Genomic DNA, 23,120 nt, shown 5'->3' with positions numbered 1-23,120 from the left:
CCTGCCGGGCCATTGTGCCAGCCCGGACGGTCGGCGCGGTCAGACGCCGACCTTTCCGCCGCTGCCCCGAGTAGACGGAATCACACACTCCGCCGGGTCCCCGGCATCCTGAGCGGCGGCGAGTGCCCGCGCGCGGTGCCGCGCGAGCGGTGCGGCAACCACCGTCAGCAGGATGAACGCCCCGATGGTCAGCAGCACGATTGTCGCGCCAGGCGGCACGTCCTGGTAGTACGAGGTGACCGTGCCGCTGATCGTCACGGTCACGCCGATGGCCACCGCGATGGCGAAGGTGGCGGCGAAGCTGCGGCTGAGCTGCTGGGCGGCGGCCACCGGGACCACCATCAGCGCCGACACCAGCAGCAGGCCGACGACCCGCATCGCGACGGTGACGGTGACGGCCGCGGTGATCGCCGTCAGCAGGTTCAGGGCGCGCACCGGCAGGCCCGTGACCCGCGCGAACTCCTCGTCCTGGCTCACCGCGAACAGCTGGCGGCGCAGTCCGACGGTGACCAGCACCACGAAGGCCGCCAGGATGCAGATCGCCGTGACGTCCGACTCGCTCACCGTGGACAGGGAGCCGAAGAGGTACGACGTGAGGTTCGCGTTGGAGCCCGTCGGCGCGAGGTTGATGAACATCACGCCGCCGGCCATACCGCCGTAGAAGAGCATGGCGAGGGCGATGTCGCCGCGGGTCTTGCCGTACCAGCGGATCAGCTCCATGAGGACCGCGCCGAGTACGGAGACGAGGGTCGCCATCCACACCGGGGACCAGGAGAGCAGGAAGCCGAGGCCGACGCCGGTCATCGCGACATGGCCGATGCCGTCGCCCATCAGGGCCTGGCGGCGCTGGACCAGGTAGATGCCGACCGCGGGGGCCGTGATGCCGACCAGGACGGCGGCGAGCAGGGCCCGCTGCATGAAGTCGTAGTTCAGGAAGTCCATCAGCTCAGCAGGCCTGTCCGGATCGGTTCGGCGTCGTGGGCCGCGTGCGGGTGTACGTGGTCGTGGCCGGGCAGCGCGTGCTGGCCGACGGCCTTCGGGGGCGGGCCGTCGTGCAGCACACAGCCGTCGCGCAGGACGATCGCGCGGTCGATCAGGGGCTCCAGGGGGCCCAGTTCGTGCAGCACGAGCAGGACCGTCGTACCGGCCGCGACCTGCTCCGTGAGCGTCTGCGCGAGCACCTCCTGGCTCGCCAGGTCTACGCCCGCCATCGGCTCGTCCATGATCAGCAGCTCGGGCTCCGAGGCGAGGGCGCGGGCTATGAGCACCCGATGGTGCTGGCCCCCGGACAGCGCGTCCACGGAGTCCTTCGCACGGTCCTGCATGCCCACCAGCTCCAGAGCCCGGCGCACCGCCTCGCGGTCCGCCTTGCGCAGCAGGCCGAAGCGGGCTCGGGACAGGCGGCCGGAGGAGACGACCTCGGTCACCGTGGCCGGGACGCCGCCCGCGGCCGTGGTGCGCTGCGGGACGTAGCCGAGGCGGTGCCAGTCGCCGAAGCGGCGGCGCGGGGTGCCGAACAGCTCGATCTCGCCGGCGCTGACCGGCACCTGGCCGATGATCGTGCGCACGGCGGTCGACTTGCCGGAGCCGTTGGCGCCGAGCAGCGCGACGACCTCACCGCGTGCCACGGTGAGGTCGATTCCGCGCAGGACGGGCCGCGAGCCCAGCTCGGCGCGGATGCCGCGCAGGGATATGACGGGCTCGGTCATGCCGTCCTCCGTACGTTGATCACTTGGCTCCCAGGGCCGTCTTGAGGGCCGTCAGGTTGGCCTCCATGACCTCGAAGTAGTCGTCGCCCTTGGACTTGTCGGTGATGCCCTCGAGCGGGTCGAGGACGTCCGTCTTCAGGCCCGCGTCGTCGGCGAGGGTCTGCGCGGTCTCGTCGGAGACCAGTGTCTCGTAGAAGACGGTGGTGACGCCGTCGGCCTTGGCCTCCTCCTGGAGCTCCTTGATCCGGGCCGGGCTGGGCTCGCTCTCCGGGTCGAGGCCGGAGATGGCCTCCATGGTCAGGCCGTAGCGCTCGGCGAGGTAGCCGAAGGCCGCGTGGTTGGTGAAGAAGACCTTGGTGTCCGTGTTCTTCAGGCCGTCCTCGAACTGTGTGTTGAGGTCGTCGAGCTTCTTGACCAGCGCGTCGGCGTTCTTCTTGTAGTCCGCGGCGTGGTCCGGGTCGGCCTTCTCGAAGGCCTTGGCGACGCCCTCGGCGACCTCGCCGTACTTCACGGGGTCGAGCCAGATGTGCGGGTCGAGGGCGTGCTCCTGCTCCTCGGAGTGGCCCTCCTCGCCCTCGTGCCCGTGGCTGTCCTCCAGGCTGCCGTGGTCCTCGAGGGAGGTCAGCGTGGCGGCGTCGATCTTCGTCTTGACGTCGGACTGGGAGATCGCCTCGTCGACGGAGGGCTGCAGGCCCTTGAGGTAGAGGGCCGCGTCGGACTCCTGGAGCTGCGCGGTCTGCTTGGCGCTGATCTCCAGGTCGTGCGGCTCCTGGCCGGGCTCGGTGAGGCTGGTGACGCTGACGTGGTCGCCGCCGATCTGCTCGGCGAGGAAGGCCATCGGGTAGAACGACGCAACGACGTCGAACTTCTCCGTATTGCCTGCGGCCGCGCTGTCGGAGGAGCAGGCGGAGAGAGTTCCGAGAGCGAGGGCGGTGGCCGCCGCGACCGCGATCCCGGATATGTGCTGTCGTCGTACGTTCATGACTCTCATTTTCACCAAAGATGGAAACCATTGTCAACAAGCGTGAGCACCTGTCCACAGAGGGCAACCGATTTGATTGAGGGGGAGCACCCGCCGGTACGCTGAGGCATTCGCTGCCGTCCATTCGTAATGAAGAGAGCACCGTGGCCGCCGACAAGATCGACACCATCGTCAGCCTGAGCAAGCGCCGTGGCTTCGTTTTCCCTTGTAGTGAGATCTACGGCGGTCAGAAGGCCGCCTGGGACTACGGGCCGCTGGGTGTCGAGCTCAAGGAGAACCTCAAGCGCCAGTGGTGGCGCTACATGGTGACGTCGCGCGAGGACGTCGTCGGTATCGACTCGTCCGTGATCCTGGCCCCCGAGGTCTGGGTCGCCTCCGGCCATGTCGCCACCTTCACGGACCCGCTGACGGAGTGCACCTCCTGTCACAAGCGGTACCGCGCCGACCACCTGGAGGAGGCCTACGAGGCCAAGCACAAGCGCCTCCCGGAGAACGGCCTCGCGGACATCAACTGCCCCAACTGCGGCAACAAGGGCCAGTTCACCGAGCCGAAGCAGTTCTCGGGGCTTCTCTCCACCCACCTCGGCCCGACCCAGGACAGCGGCTCGGTCGCATACCTCCGCCCGGAGACCGCCCAGGGCATCTTCACCAACTTCGCCCAGGTGCACATCGCCTCGCGCAAGAAGCCGCCGTTCGGCATCGCGCAGATGGGCAAGTCCTTCCGCAACGAGATCACGCCCGGCAACTTCATCTTCCGCACCCGTGAGTTCGAGCAGATGGAGATGGAGTTCTTCGTCAAGCCGGGCGAGGACGAGAAGTGGCAGGAGTACTGGATGGAGCAGCGCTGGAACTGGTACACCGGCCTGGGCCTGCGCGAGGAGAACATGCGGTGGTTCGAGCACCCGAAGGAGAAGCTCTCCCACTACTCCAAGCGCACCGCTGACATCGAGTACCGCTTCCAGTTCGGCGGCAATGAGTGGGGCGAGCTGGAGGGTGTCGCCAACCGCACCGACTACGACCTCGGCGCGCACTCCAAGGCCTCCGGCCAGGACCTCTCCTACTTCGACCAGGAGGCCGGCGAGCGCTGGACGCCGTACGTCATCGAGCCGGCCGCCGGTGTCGGCCGCGCGATGCTGGCGTTCCTGCTGGACGCGTACATCGAGGACGAGGCTCCGAACGCCAAGGGTAAGCTGGAGAAGCGCACGGTGCTGCGCCTGGACCACCGCCTGGCGCCGGTGAAGGTCGCGGTGCTCCCGCTCTCCCGCAACGCCGAGCTCTCCCCGAAGGCCAAGGGCCTCGCCCAGGCGCTGCGGCAGAACTGGAACATCGAGTTCGACGACGCCGGCGCCATCGGCCGCCGCTACCGCCGCCAGGACGAGATCGGTACGCCGTACTGCGTGACGGTCGACTTCGACACCCTGGACGACAACGCGGTCACCGTCCGCGAGCGCGACTCGATGAAGCAGGAGCGGGTGTCTCTCGACCAGATCGAGGGCTACCTGGCCGCGCGTCTGATCGGCGCCTAGTCACCAAGGGCATACGAAAACCCCGGTTCCGTAACAGACGTAACGGAACCGGGGTTTCGCCCATCCCGGGCGCATCCGGCTCCGAAGGGGAGGTTGTGCGCGGCCCACAGGGGGCCACGCGTCCTTTACGGGGGCACCATGCGCAAGCAAGCAGTCATCGGCTCGGCCGTCCTGGCCCTGGCCGTCGGTTCCATCGGGTATGTCGCGGCGAGCGACGGCGGGGAGCGGGCCGGGTCGGGTCTCTCCACGCAGGCCGGTTCCGCCGCCGGGGTCTCCCGCGCCGCGGGCGAGCGGCTCCGCGCGGTGGGTCTCACCGCCGACCAGCGCCTCGTCAGCTTCCGTCTCGACCGGCCCGGCAGCGTCCTGCCGCTCGGCAAGGTCGGCGGGCTCAAGGGCGACACCGAGCTCGTCGGCATCGACTACCGCGTCCAGAACGGCAAGCTGTACGGCGTCGGCGACCGGGGCGGGATCTACACGATCCGTGAGATCGGCGCCAGGGCGACCAAGGTCTCGCAGCTCGGCGTCGCCCTTCAGGGCAGCTCCTTCGGCGTCGACTTCAACCCGGCCGCCAACCGGCTCCGCGTGATCAGCGACACCGGCCAGAACCTCCGGCACAACATCGACGACCCCGCGGGCGCGCCCGCCGCCGGCGGCACTGCGGTCGACGGCACGCTCACCAACCCGCCGGTGCCGCCCGCGACGACCGGCACGACGGCGACGGGCGTGACGGCAGCGGCGTACACGAACAACGACCTGAGCGCGGCGACGGCCACCACCCTCTTCGACCTCGACACCGCCCAGGACCGCGTCTCCGTCCAGTCCCCGGCCAACGCGGGCAATCTCGCGCCGACCGGGCAGCTGGGTGTCGATCTGCCGTCCGACTCCGGGTTCGACATCAGCGGCACCAACACCGGTTACGCGGTGACGGGTGCACGCGCCTTCCGGATCGACCTGCTCACCGGCGCGGCGACCTCCACCGGTTCCTTCCCGCAGCGGTACCAGGTGGTGGATCTGGCGGCAGTGGTCCGGTAACCGGCCGCTCGATTGGTCCTGTAACCGGTCCGGCGGCCGGGCCAGGGTGGCGGCATGAGCATCGCGTTCTTGCTGACCACCCTGGTCGTGGTCGCCACTCCCGGTACCGGCGTCGTCTACACCCTCGCGGCGGGGCTCTCGCACGGGCGGCGGGCCAGTGTCGTGGCCGCCTTCGCCTGCGCCCTCGGGATCGTGCCGCACATGGTGGCCACGATCACCGGGGTCGCCGCCCTGCTGCACGCCAGCGCCACGGCCTTCCAGATCCTGAAGTACGCCGGTGTCGCCTATCTCCTGTACATGGCCTGGGCCACGCTGCGGGACAAGGAGGCGATCACCGTGGAGCGCACGGCGGCGCCCGTCTCGGCGGGGCGGATGATCGTGCGGGGGGTGCTGATCAATCTGCTCAACCCCAAACTGACGATGTTCTTCTTCGCCTTCCTGCCCCAGTTCGTCGACCCGGACGGGCCGCGTGCCGTCCCGCGGATGCTGGCGCTCAGCGGGGTGTTCATGCTGGCGACCTTTGTCGTCTTCGCGCTCTACGGCGTCCTCGCCGCCTCCGTGCGCAGCCAGGTCGTCTCACGGCCCCGCGTGATGACCTGGCTGCGACGGAGTTTCGCGGGGTCCTTCGTGGCGCTGGGCGCAAAGCTCGCGTTCACCGCCCGCTAGTGGTGGACGACGGTGATCAGGTGGTCGGCGCCGGGGGCTTCCAGTTCGTCGAGTACGGCGACCGCCAGGTCCTCGGCGCTGATCCAGGAGCGGCCGTCGTGGGCGGTGAGCAGGGTGTCGGTGCCTCGCCGGTAGCGGCCGGTGCGCTCGCCGGGGGCCAGTTGGGCGGGCGGCGCGAGATAGGTCCAGTGGCCCGCGTCTTCCTCACAGGCCCGCAACTGCGCCACCCCGGCCGCGGCTACCGGCTTCACCTCCTCCGGCACGTACACCGAGTTGTCCGCGACCAGCAGCGCGGGGTCCCCGGGGCTGCGCAGCACGCCCGCGCCGCCGACCACGACGGCGCGTATCCCGGTGGTCAGCACCGCACGGGTCGCACCGACGAGGAAGTCCTGGTCGACCGGCTCCGTCCGGAGGGCGATCACGACGGCGTCGGCGCCCGCGAGGGCCTCGCGCAAGGCGTCCGTGTCGCTCGCGTCGACCGCGTACGGCGTCACGTTCGGGACCTCGTCGGCGGGCTTGCGGGACAGCGCGCGCACCTGGTGTCCGCGTGCGGTGGCCTCGGTGATGACCCGGCTGCCGACCATGCCGGTGGCGCCGAGGACGGCGATGGTCAGGTCTGGCGTGCCTGATGACTTGGAATCCGTTGATGTCATGGAAGCCGTTCTCCTTCTGCGGGTCAGGTTCGGGGCGGGGAACTGCACGGCGAGCAGAGCCGCAAGGGCCAGGGCGAAGCCGAGGGCCTGGAGTGGGTTCAGGGTCTCGCCGAGCCCGAGGCCTACGACGGTCGCGACCAGCGGGGACAGCAGCACCAGCGGGGCGGACGCGCCGACCGGCAGCTTCCCGATGCCGCGGAACCACAGCGTGAACGAGATCAGCCCGCCCATGCTGCCGAGCCACAGATAACCGGCGACGGCCGACGTGTCGATCGACGGCGGCGCACCCTCGAACGCGACGGTGAGCGGCAGCAATACCAGCCCGCCGACCGTCAGTTGCCACCCGGCCAGCGTCATCGGACCGACCCCCGAGGGCCGCCCCCAGCGCTTGGTGAGGACGACCCCGGCCGCCATACCCGCCGTACCGCCGAGACCGGCGAGCACACCGACCGCGTCCAGCCGGGCCGCGGGTCCGAGCACCACGAGCCCGACACCGACCACGCCGAGCACACCCCACGTCCAGATCCAGGCCGTCGGCCGGTCGTGCAGCACCGCGATGGCCAACCCGGCGACCAGCAGCGGCTGGACCGCGCTGAGGGTGCCGGCGACACCGCCGGGGAGCCGTTCGGCGGCCACGAACAGCAGCGGGAACAGCGCGCCGATGTTGAGGGTGCCGAGGACGGCGGCCTTCCACCACCAGTCGCCGCGCGGCAGCACACGGGTGAACGCCAGCGCGAGCAGCCCGGCGGGCAGGGCGCGCAGCAGCGCGGCGAACAGCGGATGCCCGGGCGGCAGCAGCTCCGTGGTCACGGCGTACGTGGTGCCCCAGGACGCGGGAGCGAGTGCGGTCAGGGCGACGGTCGCCGCCCGTTGCGCGGATGAGGTCTGCATGCCGTGCAGTCTCGGCGGGCCGCGGCCATGACTCCAAAGCATGCTTGTCATGACAGCCATGAAGCGAAACGATGAATGAGTGGATCTCCAGCAGATGCGTTACGTCGTGGCCGTCGCCGAAACCCGTAACTTCACGCGCGCTGCCGAGCGCTGCTCGGTGGTGCAGTCGTCACTGAGCCACCGGATCGCCGGTCTGGAACGGGAGTTGGGGGTCAGACTGTTCGCCCGGTCCAGTCGGCGGGTGGAGTTGACGAGCGCCGGGGAGGCGTTCGTCGCGCGGGCCCGCGAGTGCCTGGCGGCGGCCGAGCGCGCGGCCGCGGATGCCGCCGCTGCGGCGGGGGTCGTACGCGGTCGGCTCGCCGTCGGTGTGATCGTGACGGCCGCCGCGGTCGACGTACCGGAGCTGCTGCAGCGGTATCGCGGGCTGCATCCGGAGGTGCGGGTCATGCTGCGCTCCGGGCGCAGCGACGATCTGGTGGCGGCGATCCGGGACGGTGAGCTGGACATCGCCTTTCTCGGACTGCCCGAGGATCAGCGGCCCACCGAGGTGGAGACGCTGGTCCTCGATCACGACGAGCATGTGCTGGTGGTGCCTGCCGGGCACCGGCTCGCGGGGGCCGCACGGGTCACGCTGCCGGAGATCGCGGGGGAGACGTTCGTGGACTTCATGCCGGGCACGCCCGCGCGGGCCCAGTCCGACCGGGCGTTCACCGCGGCCGGGTCGGCACGGGACGTGGCGTACGAGGTCGGGGTGATCGAGCTGATCACCCGGCTGATCGCACGCGGGCTGGGGGTGGCCCTGCTGCCCTCGGCCTTCATTCGGCCGCTGGCCGCCGACGACCCCGAGCTGGCGCTGGTCCCGGTGGTGGACGGGCCGCGCCGTATCGAGGTGCTCGCGTGGAGCCGGTTCAATCCGAGTCCGGCGACACGGGCGATGCTCGATGTGCTCGGGGTTCCGGCTGTGAACTCGGTCAACGGCCCTGGAGCGCCTTGACGTTGTCGCCGAACGTCCAGTTCTTGGAGCCGTCCCAGTTGATCGACCAGGTCATCAGGCCCTTGAGCGAGCTGCCGTAGTGACGCCAGGCCTGGGCCACCAGGGACGGTGACATATAGCCGCCGCCCGCCCCCGACTGTGCGGGCAGGCCGGGTACTTGCTTGTCGTACGGCACCCTGATCGTCGTACCTTGAATGACCAGGCCCTTGTTGAGGCAGTCCGTCTGGGCCACGAAGCCGGCGACGGTGCCGGCGGAGTAGGAGTCGCCGGAGCAGCCGTACATGCTGCCGTTGTAGTACTGCATGTTCAGCCACCACAGGCGGCCGTTGTCGGCGTACTTCTTGATGATCGGCAGATACGCGCCCCAGATCGAGCCGTAGACCACGCTGCCGCCGGTGACATAGGCCGTCTCCGGGGCCATCGTCAGGCCGAAGTTCGACGGCATCTGCGCCAGCACCCCGTCGATGATGCGGATCAAGTTGGCCTGGGACGTGGAGAGTTGGGTGATGTTCCCGCTGCCGATCAGGCCCGTCTCGATGTCTATGTCGATGCCGTCGAAGTTGTACTTCTTCAGGATCGGCACGATGGTCGCCACGAAACGGTCCGCCACGGCGGTGGAGTTCAGATCGATGCCGGCCGTCGCGCCGCCGATCGAGAGCAGGATCGTCCGGCCCGACGCCTTCGCCGCGCACATCTCCGCGGGCGTCGCCACCTTCACGCCCGTGTCCATGCCGTCCTCCCACAGCGCGGTGCCGTCGGAGCGGATGACCGGGAAGGCCGCGTTGATCACGTTGTAGCCGTGCGCGGCGATCCGGGAGTCGGTGATCGGGGTCCAGCCGAAGGGCGGGTGGACGCCATTGGCGGCGCCGTCCCAGTTCTCCCAGTAGCCCTGGAGGACCTTTCCGGCGGGCTTCGACTTCACGGCGCAGGTGTCGGCGGCGGAGGCGGGCGTGGCGCTCGGCAGTTGGGTGAAACAAGCGGTCGCGAGTGCCGCGGCCAGCAGGCTGAGGGTACGGCGGAACATGCGAGGCCTCCCGGTGGGGGTGCGGTGAGGTGTCGTAGACATGACAGTTGCGCGGTCCAGACCTTTAGTCAATAGGTCTGGACCAGTCTGGGGGGCTGTGGTGGGCTGACGGCTGACAGATATCGGATGACAGATATTGAAATCTGTCAGCTGTCATGCCATGCTGAATCCATGACCACACAGACACGCACCCTCGGAACCACCGGCCCCCAGGTCTCCGCCCTCGGCCTCGGCTGCATGGGCATGTCCGCGCTGTACGGCGACGCCGACCGGGCCGAGTCCATCGCGACCGTCCACGCCGCGCTGGAGGCCGGCGTGACCCTGCTCGACACCGGCGACTTCTACGCCATGGGGCACAACGAGATGCTGATCGGCGAGGCCCTGCGCGCCGCACCCGCCGAGCGGCGCGAACAGGCGCTGGTCAGCGTGAAGTTCGGCGCGCTGCGCGACCCGGACGGCGGCTGGAGCGGCTACGACGGGCGGCCCGCGGCCGTGAAGAACTTCGCCGCGTACTCCCTCCAGCGCCTGGGCGTCGACCACATCGACGTCTACCGGATCGCCCGGCTGGACCCGTCCGTACCGATCGAGGAGACCGTCGGCGCCATCGCCGAACTCGTCGAGAAGGGGTACGTCCGCCACATCGGCCTGAGCGAGGTCGGCGCCGAGACCATCCGCCGCGCCGCCGCCACCGCCCCGATCTCCGACCTGCAGATCGAGTACTCGCTGATCTCCCGGGGCATCGAGGACGAGATCCTGCCGACCACCCGCGAACTGGGCATCGGCATCACGGCGTACGGCGTCCTGTCCCGCGGCCTGATCTCCGGCCACTTCACCAGCGACCGGCAGCTCGCCGCGAACGACTTCCGGGCCATGTCACCCCGCTTCCAGGGCGAGAACCTCCAGCACAACCTGAACCTCGTCGAGGCCCTGCGCAAGATCGCCGAGCAGAAGGGCGTGACCGTCGCGCAGACCGCCATCGCCTGGGTGCTGGCCCGGGGCGAGGACATCGTGCCGCTGATCGGCGCGCGGACCCGGGAGCGGCTCGCGGAGTCCCTCGGCGCCCTGGACGTCACGCTCGACGAGGCCGACCTCGCCGCGATCGAGCGCGCGGTGCCGGCCGACGCCGCCGCGGGCGACCGCTACCCGGCAGCGCAGATGTCCCACCTCGGCACGAAGTAACGCCAGGTACGGTCTCCTCCATGGCACCGACCTCCGAAGCCCTGACCGCCGAGCGCATCCTCGAAGCCACCGAGGAGGTGCTGCGCCGCCACGGGCCGGCCAAAGCCACGGTGGTGGACGTGGCCCGCGCGCTCGGCGTCAGCCACGGCAGCGTCTACCGGCACTTCCGGACCAAGGCGGCGCTGCGGGAGGCGGTGACCAAGCGCTGGCTGGACCGTACGTCCGAGGCGCTGGCCGGGATCGTCGCCGGGACCGAGCGGGACCCGGAGGCCCGGCTGCGGGCCTGGCTGCTGGCCCTGTTCGACGCCAAGCGGCACAAGGCCGGGGACGACCCCGAGCTCTTCGCCACGTACACCGTGCTGACCACGGAGAACAGTGAGGCGGTGGACGAGCACCTCGACGACCTCACCGGCCAGCTCGCCGAGATCGTCCGCGCCGGGGTCGATGACGGCCTCTTCACCGCCGCCGACCCGCTCACCACCGCCCGCGCCGTCTTCCAGGCCACGGCCTGCTTCCACGACCCGGGCTATCACGAGGAGTGGGAACGGCCGGGTGTGCAGGGCGAGTTCGAGGCGGTCGTGGATCTGCTGGTACGCGGACTGCGGGCCTGACGGCTCAGCTCACCTTCGTCGTACGGCCCAGGAAGGTGGCCGAGCCGGGCTCCGGCACCGCGATGTCATGGAAGCCCATACGGTCGTAGAAGGTCCGGGCCCGGGTGTTGGCGGTCGCCATGACCAGGTGGACGGCCGGGACCCCGCCGGTGTGCAGGGCCTGGAGGAACGTGCGCATCAGAGCCCGGCCATGACCCTTGCCCTGCCACTCGGGGAGCAGATCGATGTGCAGATGGGCCGGGTAGACGAGCAGCTCGGGCAGGACCATCCGCTCGGGGTGGTGGAGCAGTTCGGCGATCGTCTCGTCGGGGGTCGTGGGCGGGCCCTCGGGTGCCGGGTAGCGGTCGGCGACCGTCGGGAGCCACTTCCTGCGGAATTCGGCGGCGAAGCGGGGGGTGTCGGCGGTGCCGAGGATGTATCCCACGGCCTGCCCCTGACCGTCGTCCAGCACGAAGGCGAGCTCCGGCTCCAACTCGACGTACGGGGCGGCGAAGGTGGCCGGGAAGATGCCGGGGTCCGCGTAGTGGGGACGGCTGTCACCGCCCTGGTGGGCGGTGCGGACGCAGATGTTGTCGACGGCGGGGCGATCTGCGGGGCGATAGGGGCGTACGGCGGGCAGTGGGGTCACTGCTGCATCCTGCCGCGCCTGGGAGCGCTCCCACAAGGGTTGGGCCTCGTCAGGCGACGGACGGGTCCACCGTCGCCTGATGCGCCTCGGCCAGATGCTCCTCCGCCTTCAGCCACGGCAGGAACTGCGCCGAGATACGCCACCCGCAGGTGTCACATCTGACGGTCCGCTGCACTCCCGTACGCCGGACCTGCACGACGTGCTCACGCCCGTGCTGGTCCCAGCGGGTGACCTTGCTCGTATTGATCTGCGGCATGACGCCTCCAGAGTCCCGGGAAACAAGGAGGAGTGTGCAGCATGGGCAACATCAACAGGGGGTCCTTCACGGTGAGTTGTCCAAGCTGTGGCCTGGGGTCCTGGGTGGCCGGCCCAGGGATGCTGTCCATCCGCCGCGGGAGAGCGTGGTCACCCCGTGGGGAGTGACCGTGAGGTTGGCTCCGTAGGTGTTGAGGTAGCCGTCCGCCAGCCACCAGTGGCGGATGCGGTCGAGTTCGTCCCACAGGCGCTGGGCGCCGGCCTGGTGGACTTCGGCGGGTTCCGTGCCGGTGGCAGTGGCACGCGCCCACGAGCCGTCGGGGTGCGCCATCCACGCCGTACGGCGCCCTTCCTTCTCCTCGTACCAGTGCTCGACGCGCGGATTGTGCACGGTGAAGGTGCTCCACAGTTCCCAGGCGTTGCGGACGTCCACGACCGGATAGGGGCTGTGGCTGACCGTCTCTCCCTCGCGGTCCCTGATCGCCCCGAACAGCTCTTCGCGTTGTGGTGGGTAGTCCGTGCCGTGCCGGGTGACCATGAACGCGGCGCGGTCCCACTCGACGCGGCCCGCTGCCCCGCCGTCGTCGGTCTTGTTGGCGGTGATGAGGAGCCCCGTACCGGCGAGCGTGGTCACCAGGCGTCCACCGGCTCGTAGGGCGCGCAGCCAGGACGTGGGAACGGACTCGACCGCCACGGTGGAGACGATCCGGTCGAACTCGCCGGGAAGTTCCCCGGTGATGTCGCAGACGGCGAGGGTTGGATGAAGCCCGATCGCGTCCAGGCGCTCACCGGCGGCCTTCACCACATACGGCTCGACGTCCACGCTGGTCACGTATGCGGCACCGAGCCGGGCGCAGGCCAGCGCGGTGCCGTAGCCGGAACCGGTGACCACCAGCGTGCGGGAGCGCTCTTCGAGCATGGCGTGCCGGTACAGCGTCACCACCAGCCCGGGCAGCGTCGACGACGAGGTGGGCCGCCCCTGTGCAGTGCGCCCGGTGGCCTCGTCGGCGTGCAGGGTGCCGACCCTGGTGACCAGAGTGGTGTTCGCGTACGCCGACTTCAGCCATGCGCCGGTGTCGGCCGGGCCGTCCCTCAGGGTCCAAGTGTCGCTGCTGTCGCGGGCACGGCCCCACCAGCGGGGCACGAACAGATGCCTGGGCGTACTGGCGAGCGGTCCGCGCCACCGCGAGGACGGATGCACTGTTGTGGCGGCGAGGGCTTCGGCGTGACGTTGCCAGTCCATGGCCTTCACTATTCCTCGACCGAAGGGGCGCAGGCGGGAGTTTCGGCGGGCGAGCAGTCGTCCCCGTCCAGATCAGGATTGCAGGCGGTCACCGTCCGGTCGACGGACGGCGCCTGACCCGGCGAGGGCATGCACGAGTCCTCGTCCGGCGTACATCCGCCCCGGTGTCCGCGCGGAATGCTCGCGGCGACCCGTGCCCACTCCTGTCCGGCGAACACCTCCGCCAACGATCCCGTCTTGACGTCCCCGGCGGGCAGGAACCTGCCCAGCACGCATGGGGCCACCTGTCCATCGGGCAGGACGGCTGCCTTGCCGTCCGCGCACCGGCCGCACAGCGCCGACGTGGACGGGATCATCCCCTTTGCGGCGTTGCCGACGGCGCGCACCCGGTCGATGTGCACCCGTTGCACTCCGAGCGCGGCGATCTCCGAGCGGGCCTCTTCGGTGCGCTGCCCGTCCCGCATGTGGATGATGCCGACCTTGAGGGGGATCCCGCGGCGAACGGCCTCGACGATGTTCGCCCGAGTCGAGTCGTGGGACCCCTTACGGCCGGTGATCTCGTCGTGCTCGTCGGGGTCGCTGGAGTAGTACGACGTGCCCAGGCTCACGCGGGGATGCGCGAACAGCTCCCAGTGCTCGGCGCGGACCCGGTAGAGGTTGCTGAACACCTGAACACGCAGGCCCGCATTCAGGGCGTGGCCGAGTAGCTGAGTGAACTCCGGGTGCAGGGTGGGCTCGCCGCCAATGAACTGCACGGCCTCGACACCCATCGCCGCGGCCTCGTCGATGATCCGCCGCCAGTCCTCGCCACTCATGGCGCCATGGCCTTGCGTCGGGCCGGCTTCCGCGTAACAGTGCGACGCGCACGTGAGCTGGCACCGGCTGGTGATCTCCAGCTCAAGAAACGTCACACGGCCGGGCTCGGTGCGGCCCGGTGTTTCCACTGAAGCGGTCATGTGGTGCTGCCTCCTGGGTGACTGGAACGCGGACGGGAGACCCACCCCGCGCAGGCTTTAGGGCTTCCGCATGACGGGCGGGTGCAGGTGCGACCCTGACCCTGCGGTCGCCATGGGGGTGCGTCAGGACGGCGTCCGCGCCAGCACCAGGGCGAGGACGGGAGTGGTCACGGCGGCCACGTACAGCAGGAGGCCGGAGATCGCGTTCACACTGCGCGTCCGTTCCACCGGTGGCAGGAGCAGCCGCAGCGGCGTTGCAGGAGGATGCCGCCCCCGTGGGGGAGGGGGATGTCCTTGGTCTGGTGGCACTGGCTGTGCAGGCCCCTGTACGCCGGGCGCTGAGCCAGCGAGCACTCCGCCGACAAGGGAGCGGCCTGCGTGGCGGGCGCGGTCACGGCTTGTCCCCGTCGTCGTCCGCCGGGTCGTGACCAGCCATCACGAGCGCCAGCACATCGGTCGTCCTGCACAGCCGGCCCGGCCGGGTCAAAGGCACCGCCCAGTACGAGCACCAGGCGTGCTCCTCCCACTCCGTCAGATCGGTGCGCGGCACGCCCAGGTAGGTGCCCTCACCGAGGCAAGCTGCGGCAGGCACGCGCCAGTCCGGGGCGGTGCCGGACGGTACGAGGGCGTAGTAGCGGTGGCCCGAGGGGTCATGGATGACTGGGCCGCTGTTGAGGCTCCGGCCGAGCCAGTCGTTCACGGTGGCGGGGCCGCTGACACCGGCAACGCTGCGGACGAGGTGCTCGGAGAGGCGTACCGCGTCGAAGAGGCGTCCCAGCGGGATCAGGGCGAGCCCGGCGGTGCTGCTCCACTCCTGGTGCACCTTGGGGTGTGCGTAGGCGAGCCACTCCTGGACCGTCTCGTTGGGTGGGGGACTTGCTGCTGTGCAGGCCTCTCCGAGGGCCCTATGGTTCGTCATGTCGACGCTCCCTCGCTGGTTTGAGCGTTGACCACTCCCGGGGCCGTTCGTCGCGGTCGCCGGGTCTGATCTGTAGGACTCCTACGGTTCCAAGGCGGGCCGTTGCCGTCACGGGCACCGGTGACCAACTTTTCTGGACCGCAGGCGCGCCGGTGACCTGGCATAACTCGGCTTCTTGGACACACGGTTGGGCAGCATTGCCGTCCCGCTGAGGCTGACGCTCACTCAGGAGAGGTACACGGCCACTACCGTGAGTCCACGACGCCGTGCAGGGAGAACTTGCCGATGAACGCTCCCAACAAGCCTGGTTCGAAGGCCGACCGAGACCTCCTCCGCCAGGACATGACTGCCGCCGGTTGTTCGGTCGCGGACATCGCCATCGAGATGCGTACGCGGTACCGCATGCGTCCGCGCGAAGCCTGGCGTCACGCCTACGGCTGGACTCTCCAGGAAACGGCGGACCGCATCACTCAGGCCAGCATCCAGCACCCCGGCGAAGCTGTCGCCGCTGACGCCTCCCTCGTGGGCAAGTGGGAGAAGTGGCCGGGCCCTTCCTCGCGGCGACCCAGCATCGCCGTGCTGCATGCGATGGCCGAGGCATTCGCGTGCCGTATGCGCGACCTCCTGGACCTTGACGACCGCCGTTCCCTGTCGGACGCCGATATCCGCATCATCAACAGCCAGTCAGCGCGCATCGAACCGGCCTCACCGGCGCCCACACCGCAGCCGCCTCCCCTGGCGGCCGAACCGTCGGGCACCGAGCTCGTACGCCTCGCCGCCGACGAGTCGGCGTCGTGGGCGCAGTGGGCGGAGGCCTCGAACGTCGGCGACATCGCGCTGGAACAGCTGATGGCGGAGATGCGAGGCCTGGCTTCGGACTACCTCACCTCTGACCCTGTCGCCCTCTTCGTTCGTACGCGAGCACTCCGCGACCGTGTCTTCGCGCTGCTCGAAGGGCACCAATACCCGCGCCAAGCCGCCGATCTCTACGTTGCCGCCGGCTATCTGTGCGGACTGCTCGCGTGGATGTCCTCGGACTTGGGTCAGCTGCGGGATGCGGACACCCAAGGGCGAACGGCGTGGCTGTGCGCTGAGCTCGCGGGCCATAGCGACCTGCGTGCGTGGGTGCTGTCCACCCGCTCGAAGGTGGCGTTCTGGGACGGACGTCTGAGGGACGCCATCAGCTTTGCCCGGCGCGGTGCCACGTTCCGAACGTCGGGCACAGTCGGTGTGCTGCTCGCGTGCCAGGAAGCCGACGCCTGGTCGGAACTGGGCGCGCACGACGAGGCCCTGGCTGCGCTCGCCCGCTCCGAGGATGCGCGCGACGGTGTGAGCGGCGAAGACGAAGTCGGCGGCATCTTCGCCTGCCAGCCAGCTCGGCAGCAGAACTACGCCGCCGCAGTGCAACTGCGTATCGGCCACCCGGCGGACGCACTGCGGTCAGCCGACCAGGCCCTCTGTCTGATGTCCGTGCAGCGGGTCAGGGCGTACGGCACCGAGGCACAGATTCACATCAGTCAGGCTGCGGCGCACCTCGCCGACGGCGAAGCTGAAGGCGCCCTGGAAGCCCTCGCACCGGTCCTCGCGCTCCCGCCGGACCATCGCCTGGCGCCCGTCACCAGTCGGCTGAATGAGTTGTCCGGCCGGATTGGCCGACCGAGCGCCCAGGGAACTGCGGCCGTAGGGCTGCGAGCCGCGATCGAAGGGTTCTGCGTGGACTCCGCTCCACGGCACCTCGCACTCTCGCCAGGGGAAGGTTCTGCCTGATTTGATCTCGGGATATGACGACTCACACCGAGATCATGCGGAACCACTGGTGGTGGCGCCCCGGCTGGAGCGTGGGACGGCGCTTCTACACCTGGCATTTGACCTTCGAGGGCCAGGGTGATGTGCACCGGCTCGCTGCCGAGTACCGGGCCGCGCTGGCACCGCAGGGCGACATCCTCACCCCGATCCCTGACCAGTGGCTGCACCTGACCATGCAGGGCATCGGTTTCGTGGGCGAGGTGAAGGAGCAAGACGTTCAGGCCATCGTCGACGTTGCCACTACGCGGCTTGCCGCCGTCCCGGCCTTCGATCTCAAGATCGGGCCTGAGGTCCTGGACCCTGAGGCTGTGCTTCTGCACGTTCAGCCAGACGCTCCGGTTCGGGCCGTGCGGGACGCCATCTGTGCCTCCATCGGTGACGTCCTGGGTGACGTGCCGGAGAAGGCGGAGGGGTTTACCCCTCACGTCTCCGTGGCCTACAGCTCCAGCGACGGCCCTTCGGAGCCCATCGCGCAGACACTTGCCGGGAGCGACTTCACACCCGCGCACGCCCGCATCGCCAGTGCGGAGCTGATCGTCATCCACCGCGACCACTACATGTACGAGTGGGAGTCCTTCGCAAGGGTGCCGCTCGGATAGCACGCGAGCCTGGGCGCCATCATCAGCGCGCGAGCCGTATGCCGCGGGCTGACCCGGCTCGCGGACGATGGCGCCCTTCGTCTCCAGCTCGACGAGCTGGCCGTGGACGGAGGAGCGGCGGCGCATACCGACCGTGGTGCCTTCTCGGCAAGAGACGGCGCCGCACCGCCCCGTCGTTTCGTGGGCCCGATCGACGCGCTTCACCCCGACCAACGCCTCCTGGGCGTCTGCGCTCAGCCGGGGTCCCCCCGGCACGCAGGCAATTCCACTCACGCACCAGCTCGGCAGTGGTGATCCGGCACAGAGCCTTCCGGGACAGCATGCGTCGCGACGAGCTGCCAGCGGTGGTCTTGACCTAATTCTGGTGCCACCGCAGGTGAAGGTCGGGAGGCAGGGAGCCAGTAGGCTCCGGGCGCCAACGGTGATGACGTGGGAGGGGTGTTGATGACGGCCACAGGATGGTTCGTGCTCGTCGAGCAGTCGGACTTGGGCAGCGGCGGCACCGAGTACCGTGTCGCGAAGACCATCCCCGCAGGTGATGACGCCGACGAGGCATGGGCCGTGGCTCTGGAAGTGGCCCGGACGCACGACCGCTTCGGATACGCGAGCAGTCATATACGGGAGATCTACCGTGTGCCGGACGGGGCTCTCCGCGTCCTCTTCAGATTGCATAGCAGTCACGAATATGTCTCCGCCGACTTTCGCGTCTCGGTGGCGGAACTCGTAGAGGTACGCGAGCCCGAGGCGCCCCCCGAGGAGCCCGAGGCAGGTTCTCAGCGGCGCAAGTTCGGGCTGTTCCGGAGATGACGATCAGCCGTAGAAGCGGCCCTCGTCGCACAGGGCGTCGATCTCGGCGTTCTCTTCCTCTCAACTCCGCGATCCAGAGGTCAGGGTCGTGTTCTGGCGTACCTCCGCCGTCTCCAGGCGCTCCGCCGTGCGTTCCGCCGTACGCCTTGCCCAAGGGCCGGTCGTCAGCGCGCCGAGGAGTAGGACCGTGAGGCCGCATCCCGTGAGGATCCACCAACCCGGAACCGCGGCCGACACGAACGCATTCCGGTACGACGACGTTCCCACGCCCGCCGCCAGCACCGCCCCGACCACCGCTACGCCCAGCGTCTGGCCGAGTTGGCGGCTGGTCGAGGCCACGGCCGCTGCCACCCCGGCCTGCGCCCTCGGCATCCCGGACACCGCCGTATTCGTGATGGGGGCGTTGACGAAGCCGAAGCCGATGCCGAAGAGGGCGTAGCCGAGGAAGAGGGTGGTGTTCGAGGTCTCGGCGTCGAAGAGGGCGAACAGTGCGGCGCTGGTCGTCATGGCCACGCCTGCGATCAGGAGGGGGATGCGTGGGCCCCTGTTGCCCACCAGGCGGCCGGACAGCGGGGCGCACAGGAACGTCGGTACGGCCATCGGGAGCATCCACAGGCCGGCGTGGAGGGCGCTGAGGCCCCGGACGTTCTGTAGGTACAGCGTCGACAGGAACAGGAAGCCGCCCAGCGCCGCGAAGGCGCTGATCGCGATCACCGTGGCGCCGCTGAAGGGGGCCGAGCGGAAGAAGCGCAGGTCGATCAGGGGTTCGGTGCGGCGGGGTTCGTAGCGGAGCAGGCCTGCCAGGGCCAGCACCGCCAGTAGCGCGTACGGCACGATCTCGGGCAGTGAATTCGGTGCCTCGATGATCGCGTACGTCAGTGATCCGAACAGCACGATCACCAGTACCTGTCCGACCGGGTCCGTACGGCGGGCCTTGGGTGCCCGGGACTCCGGCACGTACCGCAGGGTCAGGAGCAGCGCCGCCACGCCCACCGGCAGGTTTACCCAGAAGATCGAGCGCCAGCCGATCGAGTCCACCAGCAGGCCGCCCACCAGGGGGCCGGCCGCCATCGAGATACCGACCACCGCACCCCACACCCCGATCGCCCGGGCCCGTTCCCTGGAGTCCGTGAAGGTGTTCGTGATGATCGACATGGCGACCGGGTTGAGCATCGAACCGCCCACCGCCTGCACCATGCGGAAGGCGATCAGCGCGTCCAGGTTCGGCGCCATGGAGCACAGCGCCGAGCCGATCGTGAAGACGACCAGGCCGACCATGAAGACGCGTTTGCGGCCGATGCGGTCGGCCGTGGAGCCCGCGAGCATCAGGAGCGAGGCGAGGACCAGCGTGTACGCGTCGATCGTCCACTGCAGGCCCGCCGTGCTCGCGTGCAGGTCCTGCTGCATGGCGGGCAGGGCCACGTTGAGGACGGTGTTGTCGAGGCTCACGATCAGCAGGCTCATACAGCAGATCGCGAGGACCAGCATGCGTCGGCGGTGGCTGAGCTCGGGCATGCGTTTCACCGTACACCGATATCGATAGTGCGTCTAACTAATGATGTGGGTCCGCTCGCCGCACGGCACAATGGAGGGATGTCCATGACCGCCTCGCCCCTGCAGATCGGCCCGCACACCGTTCAGCCGCCCGTCGTCCTGGCCCCCATGGCCGGGATCACCAACGCGCCCTTCCGCACCCTGTGCCGGGAGTTCAGTGGTGGCAAGGGGCTGTTCGTCAGCGAGATGATCACCACTCGGGCGCTGGTCGAGCGCAATGACAAGACCATGCAGCTCATTCACTTCGACGAGAGTGAGAAGCCCCGGTCCATCCAGCTGTACGGCGTCGACCCCGCGACCGTCGGCAAGGCCGTCCGCATGATCGCGGAAGAGGACCTCGCCGATCACATCGACCTGAACTTCGGGTGCCCGGTGCCGAAGGTGACGCGGAAGGGTGGCGGGTCCGCGCTGCCGTACAAGCGACACCTGCTGCGGGCGATCCTGCGCGAGGCGGTCTCGGGCGCCGGTGATCTGCCGGTGACCATGAAAATGCGCAAGGGCATCGACGACGATCACATCACCTTCCTCGATGCCGGGCGGATCGCCGTCGAGGAGGGCGTCACGGCGATTGCGCTGCACGGCCGTACCGCCGCCCAGCACTACGGCGGCACCGCCGACTGGGACGCCATCGCGCGGCTCAAGGAGCATGTGCCGGAGATTCCCGTGCTCGGCAACGGTGACATCTGGTCGGCCGAGGACGCGGTGCGGATGGTGCGGGAGACCGGGTGCGACGGGGTTGTGGTCGGGCGGGGGTGCCTCGGTCGGCCGTGGCTCTTCGCGGATCTGGTGGCGGCCTTCGAGGGGCGCGATCAGGACATCGCACGGCCCGCTCTGCGCGAGGTCGCCGACGTCATGGTCCTGCACGCCACCCTCCTCGGTGAGTGGATTGGTGACGAGGCGCGTGGGGTCATCGACTTCCGTAAGCATGTCGCCTGGTATCTGAAGGGCTTCGCCGTCGGCTCCGAGATGCGCAAGCGGCTTGCCATTACGTCTTCGCTGGCCGAACTCCGCTCCGGTCTCGACGAGTTGGACCTGGATCAGGCCTGGCCGGTCGGGGCGGACGGGCCTCGTGGGCGTACGTCGGGGAACAACCGGGTTGTTCTTCCGGACGGTTGGCTGAAGGATCCGTACGACTGTGCGGGCATCAGTGAGGACGCGGAGCTGGACACCTCTGGCGGTTAGTCCTTTGTGGGGTGCGGTGTTGAGCCGTACGCCTTCAGGAAGCGGTCTCGGAAGGTGTCCATTTTCCAGACGGGGGCCTCGGGGGACGGCTGGAGGCCGTTCGTCCAGTTCCAGGTGGTGATCTTGTCCAGGACCTTCGGGTCCTTGGCCACGATGGAGATCGGGACGTCCCGGCCGGCCTTGTTGCCGCTGACTCGGGCGATCGGCTGGTGGTCGCCGAGGAAGACCAGGACCGTGTCCTTGGTGCCGTAGCGTTCCAGCCACTCGGTCAGGGACGTCACCGAGTACTCGATCGACTTGCCGTACTCCTCACGGGACTTGGTGGAGTCCGCGAGGATGTCCTGCGGCTTCTTACCCTCCTTCTGGATGGCGTCGAAGAGTGAGCCGTCGCCCAGGTCGTCCCAGTCGACCATCTTCGGGATGGGGGCCCAGGGTTGGTGGCTGGAGGTCAGGATGATCTCCGACATCAAGGGCTTGTCGCGCTTCTTGCCGTGGACCATGCGTTGGAAGGCTTCCAGCGTGTACTGGTCCGGCATCGTCGACCAGCTGAACTTCGGGCCCTGGTAGCCGAGATGGAAGGCGTCGTAGACCTTGTCGAGCCCGTAGAAGCCGGCCTCCGGCCAGCCCTTCTGGATGCCCGGCATGATGCCCACCGTGTCCCAGGCGCCCGTCTTCTGGAACGCCTTGGTGAGGGTCAGGTGGTCGCCGGAGGTGACCGTGCGATAGCGCTGCTGGTTGTCGATCCACAGGCCGGAGAGGAAGGTGGAGTGGCCGAGCCAGCTGCTGCCGCCGTAGGTAGCCGAGGTCAGCCAGCCGCTTTTCGCCTTGTAGCCCGCTGCTTCCAGGGACTTGGTGCTTGCGTCGAGGGTGCTCGTCACGCCCGGGGCGATGATCGGGTCCTCGATTGCGCTTCTGCCGTAGCTCTCTATGAACGTGAAGATGACGTCCTTGCCGCGGAGGTCGGGGAGCAGTTGGTCGGCCGGTGTCGCGCCGAAGGTGTCCGCCTTTGCTTCCTTCGCGAAGGCCGCTTCGTCTCTGAGGGTGCTCTGGACTCGCTTTGCCTGGATCGCCAGTGCGGAGGCCGCTCGGTCTGAGGCTATAGGCAGGCCTGCGAGTTGGAGGCCGAGGGTGGAGCAGGTGATCCAGACCGTGCCGGCTATGAGGGTGGCCTTGGTGGCCTGTTGTTTGTGGGCGGCCAGGATGTTGCCGATTCTGACTGTGGCCAGGGCGGTGAGTACGAGGAGGAGTACGGCGAGCAGTACGGCGCCGATGGTCGCGGTGAGGGTGGTGGCGGCGCCCATCGAGTCCTTCATGTATCCCTGGGCGTCGTCCAGGAGGGACCAGTCGAGGACCAGGTTGAAGCCTCGGCCCAGGTATTCGCGGAAGCCCATGTCCAGGAAGTTGAGGATGGTGAGGGCGCCGAGGGCTGTGCCGGTGATGGCTGCGGTGATGATGCGGGGGCGGCGGGGGAGGGCGAGGAGGACTGCGGCGCCGACTATCGCTTCCGCGGGGATGCGGGTGAAGCGGTTGAGTTGGAGGGCGTGGAGGCTGTTGGGGAGGAGGAGGGTGGTGAGGACGAGGGCGGCGGAGAGGGTGGTGAGTGTCCAGCGGAGGATGGGGCGCGGTTTCTCGGCCTCGGCTTCGCCTTCGGCCTCTTTTTGGTTCCCACCCGCACCACCCGTACCGCCTTCGTTGTCGGGTGCGGGTGGCCCCTGTGGGGCGGGTTCGCCGTCGGCGGCTGCGGGTTCGCCATGGGTGGCTGCGGCTGCGCTGTCGTCCTCCGTGCCCTCGCCGTCTATCGGTTCAGATGGAGTCCGCTCAATTGTCCGTGTGCCCTGTAGCTGGCGTAGGCGCGTGAAGACAGGCACCCGGTGGTCCTTCCGTGCGGTCCCTGGTGGCGGGGC

The 23,120-nt window shown here is 69.1% G+C and carries 22 protein-coding genes; 10 read left to right on the top strand and 12 right to left on the bottom strand.

Annotated elements, in window-relative coordinates:
• Positions 1-39 precede the first annotated feature (39 nt).
• Genes OHT76_RS14620 through OHT76_RS14610 form a run of 3 tightly spaced genes read right to left on the bottom strand, consistent with a single transcriptional unit; the run spans position 40 to position 2,691 of the window.
• Complete coding sequence (locus OHT76_RS14620) at positions 40-942, bottom strand: metal ABC transporter permease (protein ID WP_328871254.1); 903 nt, start codon at positions 940-942, stop codon at positions 40-42.
• Positions 942-1,709: a metal ABC transporter ATP-binding protein gene (locus OHT76_RS14615; protein WP_328871253.1), complete on the bottom strand. Its 768-nt coding sequence runs from the start codon at positions 1,707-1,709 to the stop codon at positions 942-944. Before OHT76_RS14615 ends, OHT76_RS14620 begins: the two co-directional genes overlap by 1 nt.
• Before the next feature lie 19 nt (positions 1,710-1,728).
• The gene (locus OHT76_RS14610) at positions 1,729-2,691 is read right to left on the bottom strand and encodes a metal ABC transporter substrate-binding protein (protein ID WP_328871252.1); all 963 of its coding nucleotides are present in this window, start codon (positions 2,689-2,691) and stop codon (positions 1,729-1,731) included.
• Between the two features lie 143 nt (positions 2,692-2,834).
• On the opposite strand from OHT76_RS14610, the gene OHT76_RS14605 reads away from it, so the two are divergent.
• The 3 genes from OHT76_RS14605 to OHT76_RS14595 all read left to right on the top strand — a co-directional run bounded on the left by OHT76_RS14605 (position 2,835) and on the right by OHT76_RS14595 (position 5,915).
• Positions 2,835-4,217: a glycine--tRNA ligase gene (locus OHT76_RS14605; protein WP_328871251.1), complete on the top strand. Its 1,383-nt coding sequence runs from the start codon at positions 2,835-2,837 to the stop codon at positions 4,215-4,217.
• A gap of 138 nt (positions 4,218-4,355) precedes the next feature.
• Complete coding sequence (locus tag OHT76_RS14600; protein ID WP_328871250.1) at positions 4,356-5,249, top strand: DUF4394 domain-containing protein; 894 nt, start codon at positions 4,356-4,358, stop codon at positions 5,247-5,249.
• Positions 5,250-5,303: 54 nt separating this feature from the next.
• Complete coding sequence (locus OHT76_RS14595; protein WP_328871249.1) at positions 5,304-5,915, top strand: LysE family translocator; 612 nt, start codon at positions 5,304-5,306, stop codon at positions 5,913-5,915.
• On the opposite strand, the gene OHT76_RS44125 is transcribed toward OHT76_RS14595, so the two are convergent.
• Positions 5,912-7,459 carry an EamA family transporter gene (locus OHT76_RS44125; RefSeq protein ID WP_443049788.1) on the bottom strand — a complete coding sequence of 516 codons (1,548 nt, stop codon included), beginning with the start codon at positions 7,457-7,459 and terminating at the stop codon, positions 5,912-5,914. The genes OHT76_RS14595 and OHT76_RS44125 overlap by 4 nt on opposite strands.
• 79 nt (positions 7,460-7,538) lie before the next feature.
• Between OHT76_RS44125 and OHT76_RS14580 the strand changes: the two genes are divergently transcribed.
• Positions 7,539-8,453, top strand: a complete 915-nt coding sequence (locus tag OHT76_RS14580; RefSeq protein WP_328871248.1) for a LysR family transcriptional regulator — start codon at positions 7,539-7,541, stop codon at positions 8,451-8,453.
• On the opposite strand, the gene OHT76_RS14575 is transcribed toward OHT76_RS14580, so the two are convergent.
• Complete coding sequence (locus OHT76_RS14575; protein ID WP_328871247.1) at positions 8,431-9,477, bottom strand: chitinase; 1,047 nt, start codon at positions 9,475-9,477, stop codon at positions 8,431-8,433. The two genes, OHT76_RS14580 and OHT76_RS14575, sit on opposite strands and share 23 nt — an antisense overlap.
• 171 nt (positions 9,478-9,648) lie before the next feature.
• Here OHT76_RS14575 and OHT76_RS14570 point away from each other — a divergent pair, with 171 nt between their 5' ends.
• Together OHT76_RS14570 and OHT76_RS14565 are read left to right on the top strand one after the other, a co-directional pair.
• Positions 9,649-10,656, top strand: a complete 1,008-nt coding sequence (locus OHT76_RS14570; RefSeq protein ID WP_328871246.1) for an aldo/keto reductase — start codon at positions 9,649-9,651, stop codon at positions 10,654-10,656.
• Between the two features lie 20 nt (positions 10,657-10,676).
• Complete coding sequence (locus OHT76_RS14565) at positions 10,677-11,267, top strand: TetR family transcriptional regulator (protein WP_328871245.1); 591 nt, start codon at positions 10,677-10,679, stop codon at positions 11,265-11,267.
• 4 nt (positions 11,268-11,271) lie between these two features.
• Here OHT76_RS14565 and OHT76_RS14560 read toward each other — a convergent pair whose 3' ends face one another.
• The 5 genes from OHT76_RS14560 to OHT76_RS14540 all read right to left on the bottom strand — a co-directional run bounded on the left by OHT76_RS14560 (position 11,272) and on the right by OHT76_RS14540 (position 15,268).
• Positions 11,272-11,895 (bottom strand): GNAT family N-acetyltransferase, encoded by a 624-nt coding sequence (locus OHT76_RS14560; RefSeq protein WP_328871244.1) that lies wholly within the window; start codon positions 11,893-11,895, stop codon positions 11,272-11,274.
• A gap of 49 nt (positions 11,896-11,944) precedes the next feature.
• Positions 11,945-12,151: a hypothetical protein gene (locus OHT76_RS14555; RefSeq protein WP_328871243.1), complete on the bottom strand. Its 207-nt coding sequence runs from the start codon at positions 12,149-12,151 to the stop codon at positions 11,945-11,947.
• A 66-nt stretch (positions 12,152-12,217) separates the two neighbouring features.
• Positions 12,218-13,393 carry a protein-L-isoaspartate O-methyltransferase family protein gene (locus tag OHT76_RS14550; protein ID WP_328871242.1) on the bottom strand — a complete coding sequence of 392 codons (1,176 nt, stop codon included), beginning with the start codon at positions 13,391-13,393 and terminating at the stop codon, positions 12,218-12,220.
• A gap of 8 nt (positions 13,394-13,401) precedes the next feature.
• Entirely contained in the window at positions 13,402-14,349 is a 948-nt protein-coding gene (locus OHT76_RS14545; RefSeq protein ID WP_328871241.1) for a radical SAM/SPASM domain-containing protein, read from the bottom strand.
• 391 nt (positions 14,350-14,740) lie between these two features.
• Positions 14,741-15,268, bottom strand: coding sequence for a hypothetical protein (locus OHT76_RS14540; RefSeq protein WP_328871240.1), 528 nt, complete (start codon positions 15,266-15,268; stop codon positions 14,741-14,743).
• Positions 15,269-15,553: 285 nt separating this feature from the next.
• Here OHT76_RS14540 and OHT76_RS14535 point away from each other — a divergent pair, with 285 nt between their 5' ends.
• From OHT76_RS14535 to OHT76_RS14525, 3 genes are all read left to right on the top strand, one after another.
• Positions 15,554-17,035 carry an XRE family transcriptional regulator gene (locus tag OHT76_RS14535; RefSeq protein ID WP_328871239.1) on the top strand — a complete coding sequence of 494 codons (1,482 nt, stop codon included), beginning with the start codon at positions 15,554-15,556 and terminating at the stop codon, positions 17,033-17,035.
• Positions 17,036-17,049: 14 nt separating this feature from the next.
• Positions 17,050-17,673 carry a 2'-5' RNA ligase family protein gene (locus OHT76_RS14530; protein WP_328871238.1) on the top strand — a complete coding sequence of 208 codons (624 nt, stop codon included), beginning with the start codon at positions 17,050-17,052 and terminating at the stop codon, positions 17,671-17,673.
• Positions 17,674-18,117: 444 nt separating this feature from the next.
• Positions 18,118-18,480 (top strand): hypothetical protein, encoded by a 363-nt coding sequence (locus OHT76_RS14525; RefSeq protein WP_328871237.1) that lies wholly within the window; start codon positions 18,118-18,120, stop codon positions 18,478-18,480.
• Positions 18,481-18,540: 60 nt separating this feature from the next.
• On the opposite strand, the gene OHT76_RS14520 is transcribed toward OHT76_RS14525, so the two are convergent.
• A complete protein-coding gene (locus OHT76_RS14520; RefSeq protein WP_328871236.1) occupies positions 18,541-19,995 on the bottom strand; it encodes an MFS transporter in 1,455 nt (484 codons plus the stop codon).
• Positions 19,996-20,073: 78 nt separating this feature from the next.
• Here OHT76_RS14520 and dusB point away from each other — a divergent pair, with 78 nt between their 5' ends.
• Positions 20,074-21,216, top strand: coding sequence for a tRNA dihydrouridine synthase DusB (gene dusB, locus OHT76_RS14515; protein WP_328871235.1), 1,143 nt, complete (start codon positions 20,074-20,076; stop codon positions 21,214-21,216).
• Here dusB and OHT76_RS14510 read toward each other — a convergent pair.
• Positions 21,213-23,084 (bottom strand): CDP-alcohol phosphatidyltransferase, encoded by a 1,872-nt coding sequence (locus tag OHT76_RS14510; protein ID WP_443049787.1) that lies wholly within the window; start codon positions 23,082-23,084, stop codon positions 21,213-21,215. The genes dusB and OHT76_RS14510 overlap by 4 nt on opposite strands.
• Between the last annotated feature and the right edge of the window lie 36 nt (positions 23,085-23,120).

The organism is Streptomyces sp. NBC_00287 (assembly GCF_036173105.1).
In the GTDB taxonomy this organism is placed as follows: domain Bacteria; phylum Actinomycetota; class Actinomycetes; order Streptomycetales; family Streptomycetaceae; genus Streptomyces.
The sequence above is the reverse complement of the archived record's forward strand: the minus strand, read 5'-3'. Positions and strand labels throughout refer to the sequence as shown.

What these genes read in the sequence shown, in the direction of transcription:
- OHT76_RS14620 (WP_328871254.1), bottom strand. Translation starts at nt 942, where the DNA reads ATGGACTTCCTGAACTACGACTTCATGCAGCGGGCCCTGCTCGCCGCC.
- OHT76_RS14615 (WP_328871253.1), bottom strand. Translation starts at nt 1,709, where the DNA reads ATGACCGAGCCCGTCATATCCCTGCGCGGCATCCGCGCCGAGCTGGGC.
- OHT76_RS14610 (WP_328871252.1), bottom strand. Translation starts at nt 2,691, where the DNA reads ATGAACGTACGACGACAGCACATATCCGGGATCGCGGTCGCGGCGGCC.
- OHT76_RS14600 (WP_328871250.1), top strand. Translation starts at nt 4,356, where the DNA reads ATGCGCAAGCAAGCAGTCATCGGCTCGGCCGTCCTGGCCCTGGCCGTC.
- OHT76_RS14595 (WP_328871249.1), top strand. Translation starts at nt 5,304, where the DNA reads ATGAGCATCGCGTTCTTGCTGACCACCCTGGTCGTGGTCGCCACTCCC.
- OHT76_RS44125 (WP_443049788.1), bottom strand. Translation starts at nt 7,459, where the DNA reads ATGCAGACCTCATCCGCGCAACGGGCGGCGACCGTCGCCCTGACCGCA.
- OHT76_RS14575 (WP_328871247.1), bottom strand. Translation starts at nt 9,477, where the DNA reads ATGTTCCGCCGTACCCTCAGCCTGCTGGCCGCGGCACTCGCGACCGCT.
- OHT76_RS14570 (WP_328871246.1), top strand. Translation starts at nt 9,649, where the DNA reads ATGACCACACAGACACGCACCCTCGGAACCACCGGCCCCCAGGTCTCC.
- OHT76_RS14565 (WP_328871245.1), top strand. Translation starts at nt 10,677, where the DNA reads ATGGCACCGACCTCCGAAGCCCTGACCGCCGAGCGCATCCTCGAAGCC.
- OHT76_RS14555 (WP_328871243.1), bottom strand. Translation starts at nt 12,151, where the DNA reads ATGCCGCAGATCAATACGAGCAAGGTCACCCGCTGGGACCAGCACGGG.
- OHT76_RS14550 (WP_328871242.1), bottom strand. Translation starts at nt 13,393, where the DNA reads ATGGACTGGCAACGTCACGCCGAAGCCCTCGCCGCCACAACAGTGCAT.
- OHT76_RS14545 (WP_328871241.1), bottom strand. Translation starts at nt 14,349, where the DNA reads ATGACCGCTTCAGTGGAAACACCGGGCCGCACCGAGCCCGGCCGTGTG.
- OHT76_RS14540 (WP_328871240.1), bottom strand. Translation starts at nt 15,268, where the DNA reads ATGACGAACCATAGGGCCCTCGGAGAGGCCTGCACAGCAGCAAGTCCC.
- OHT76_RS14535 (WP_328871239.1), top strand. Translation starts at nt 15,554, where the DNA reads ATGAACGCTCCCAACAAGCCTGGTTCGAAGGCCGACCGAGACCTCCTC.
- OHT76_RS14530 (WP_328871238.1), top strand. Translation starts at nt 17,050, where the DNA reads ATGACGACTCACACCGAGATCATGCGGAACCACTGGTGGTGGCGCCCC.
- OHT76_RS14525 (WP_328871237.1), top strand. Translation starts at nt 18,118, where the DNA reads ATGACGGCCACAGGATGGTTCGTGCTCGTCGAGCAGTCGGACTTGGGC.
- OHT76_RS14520 (WP_328871236.1), bottom strand. Translation starts at nt 19,995, where the DNA reads ATGCCCGAGCTCAGCCACCGCCGACGCATGCTGGTCCTCGCGATCTGC.
- dusB (WP_328871235.1), top strand. Translation starts at nt 20,074, where the DNA reads ATGTCCATGACCGCCTCGCCCCTGCAGATCGGCCCGCACACCGTTCAG.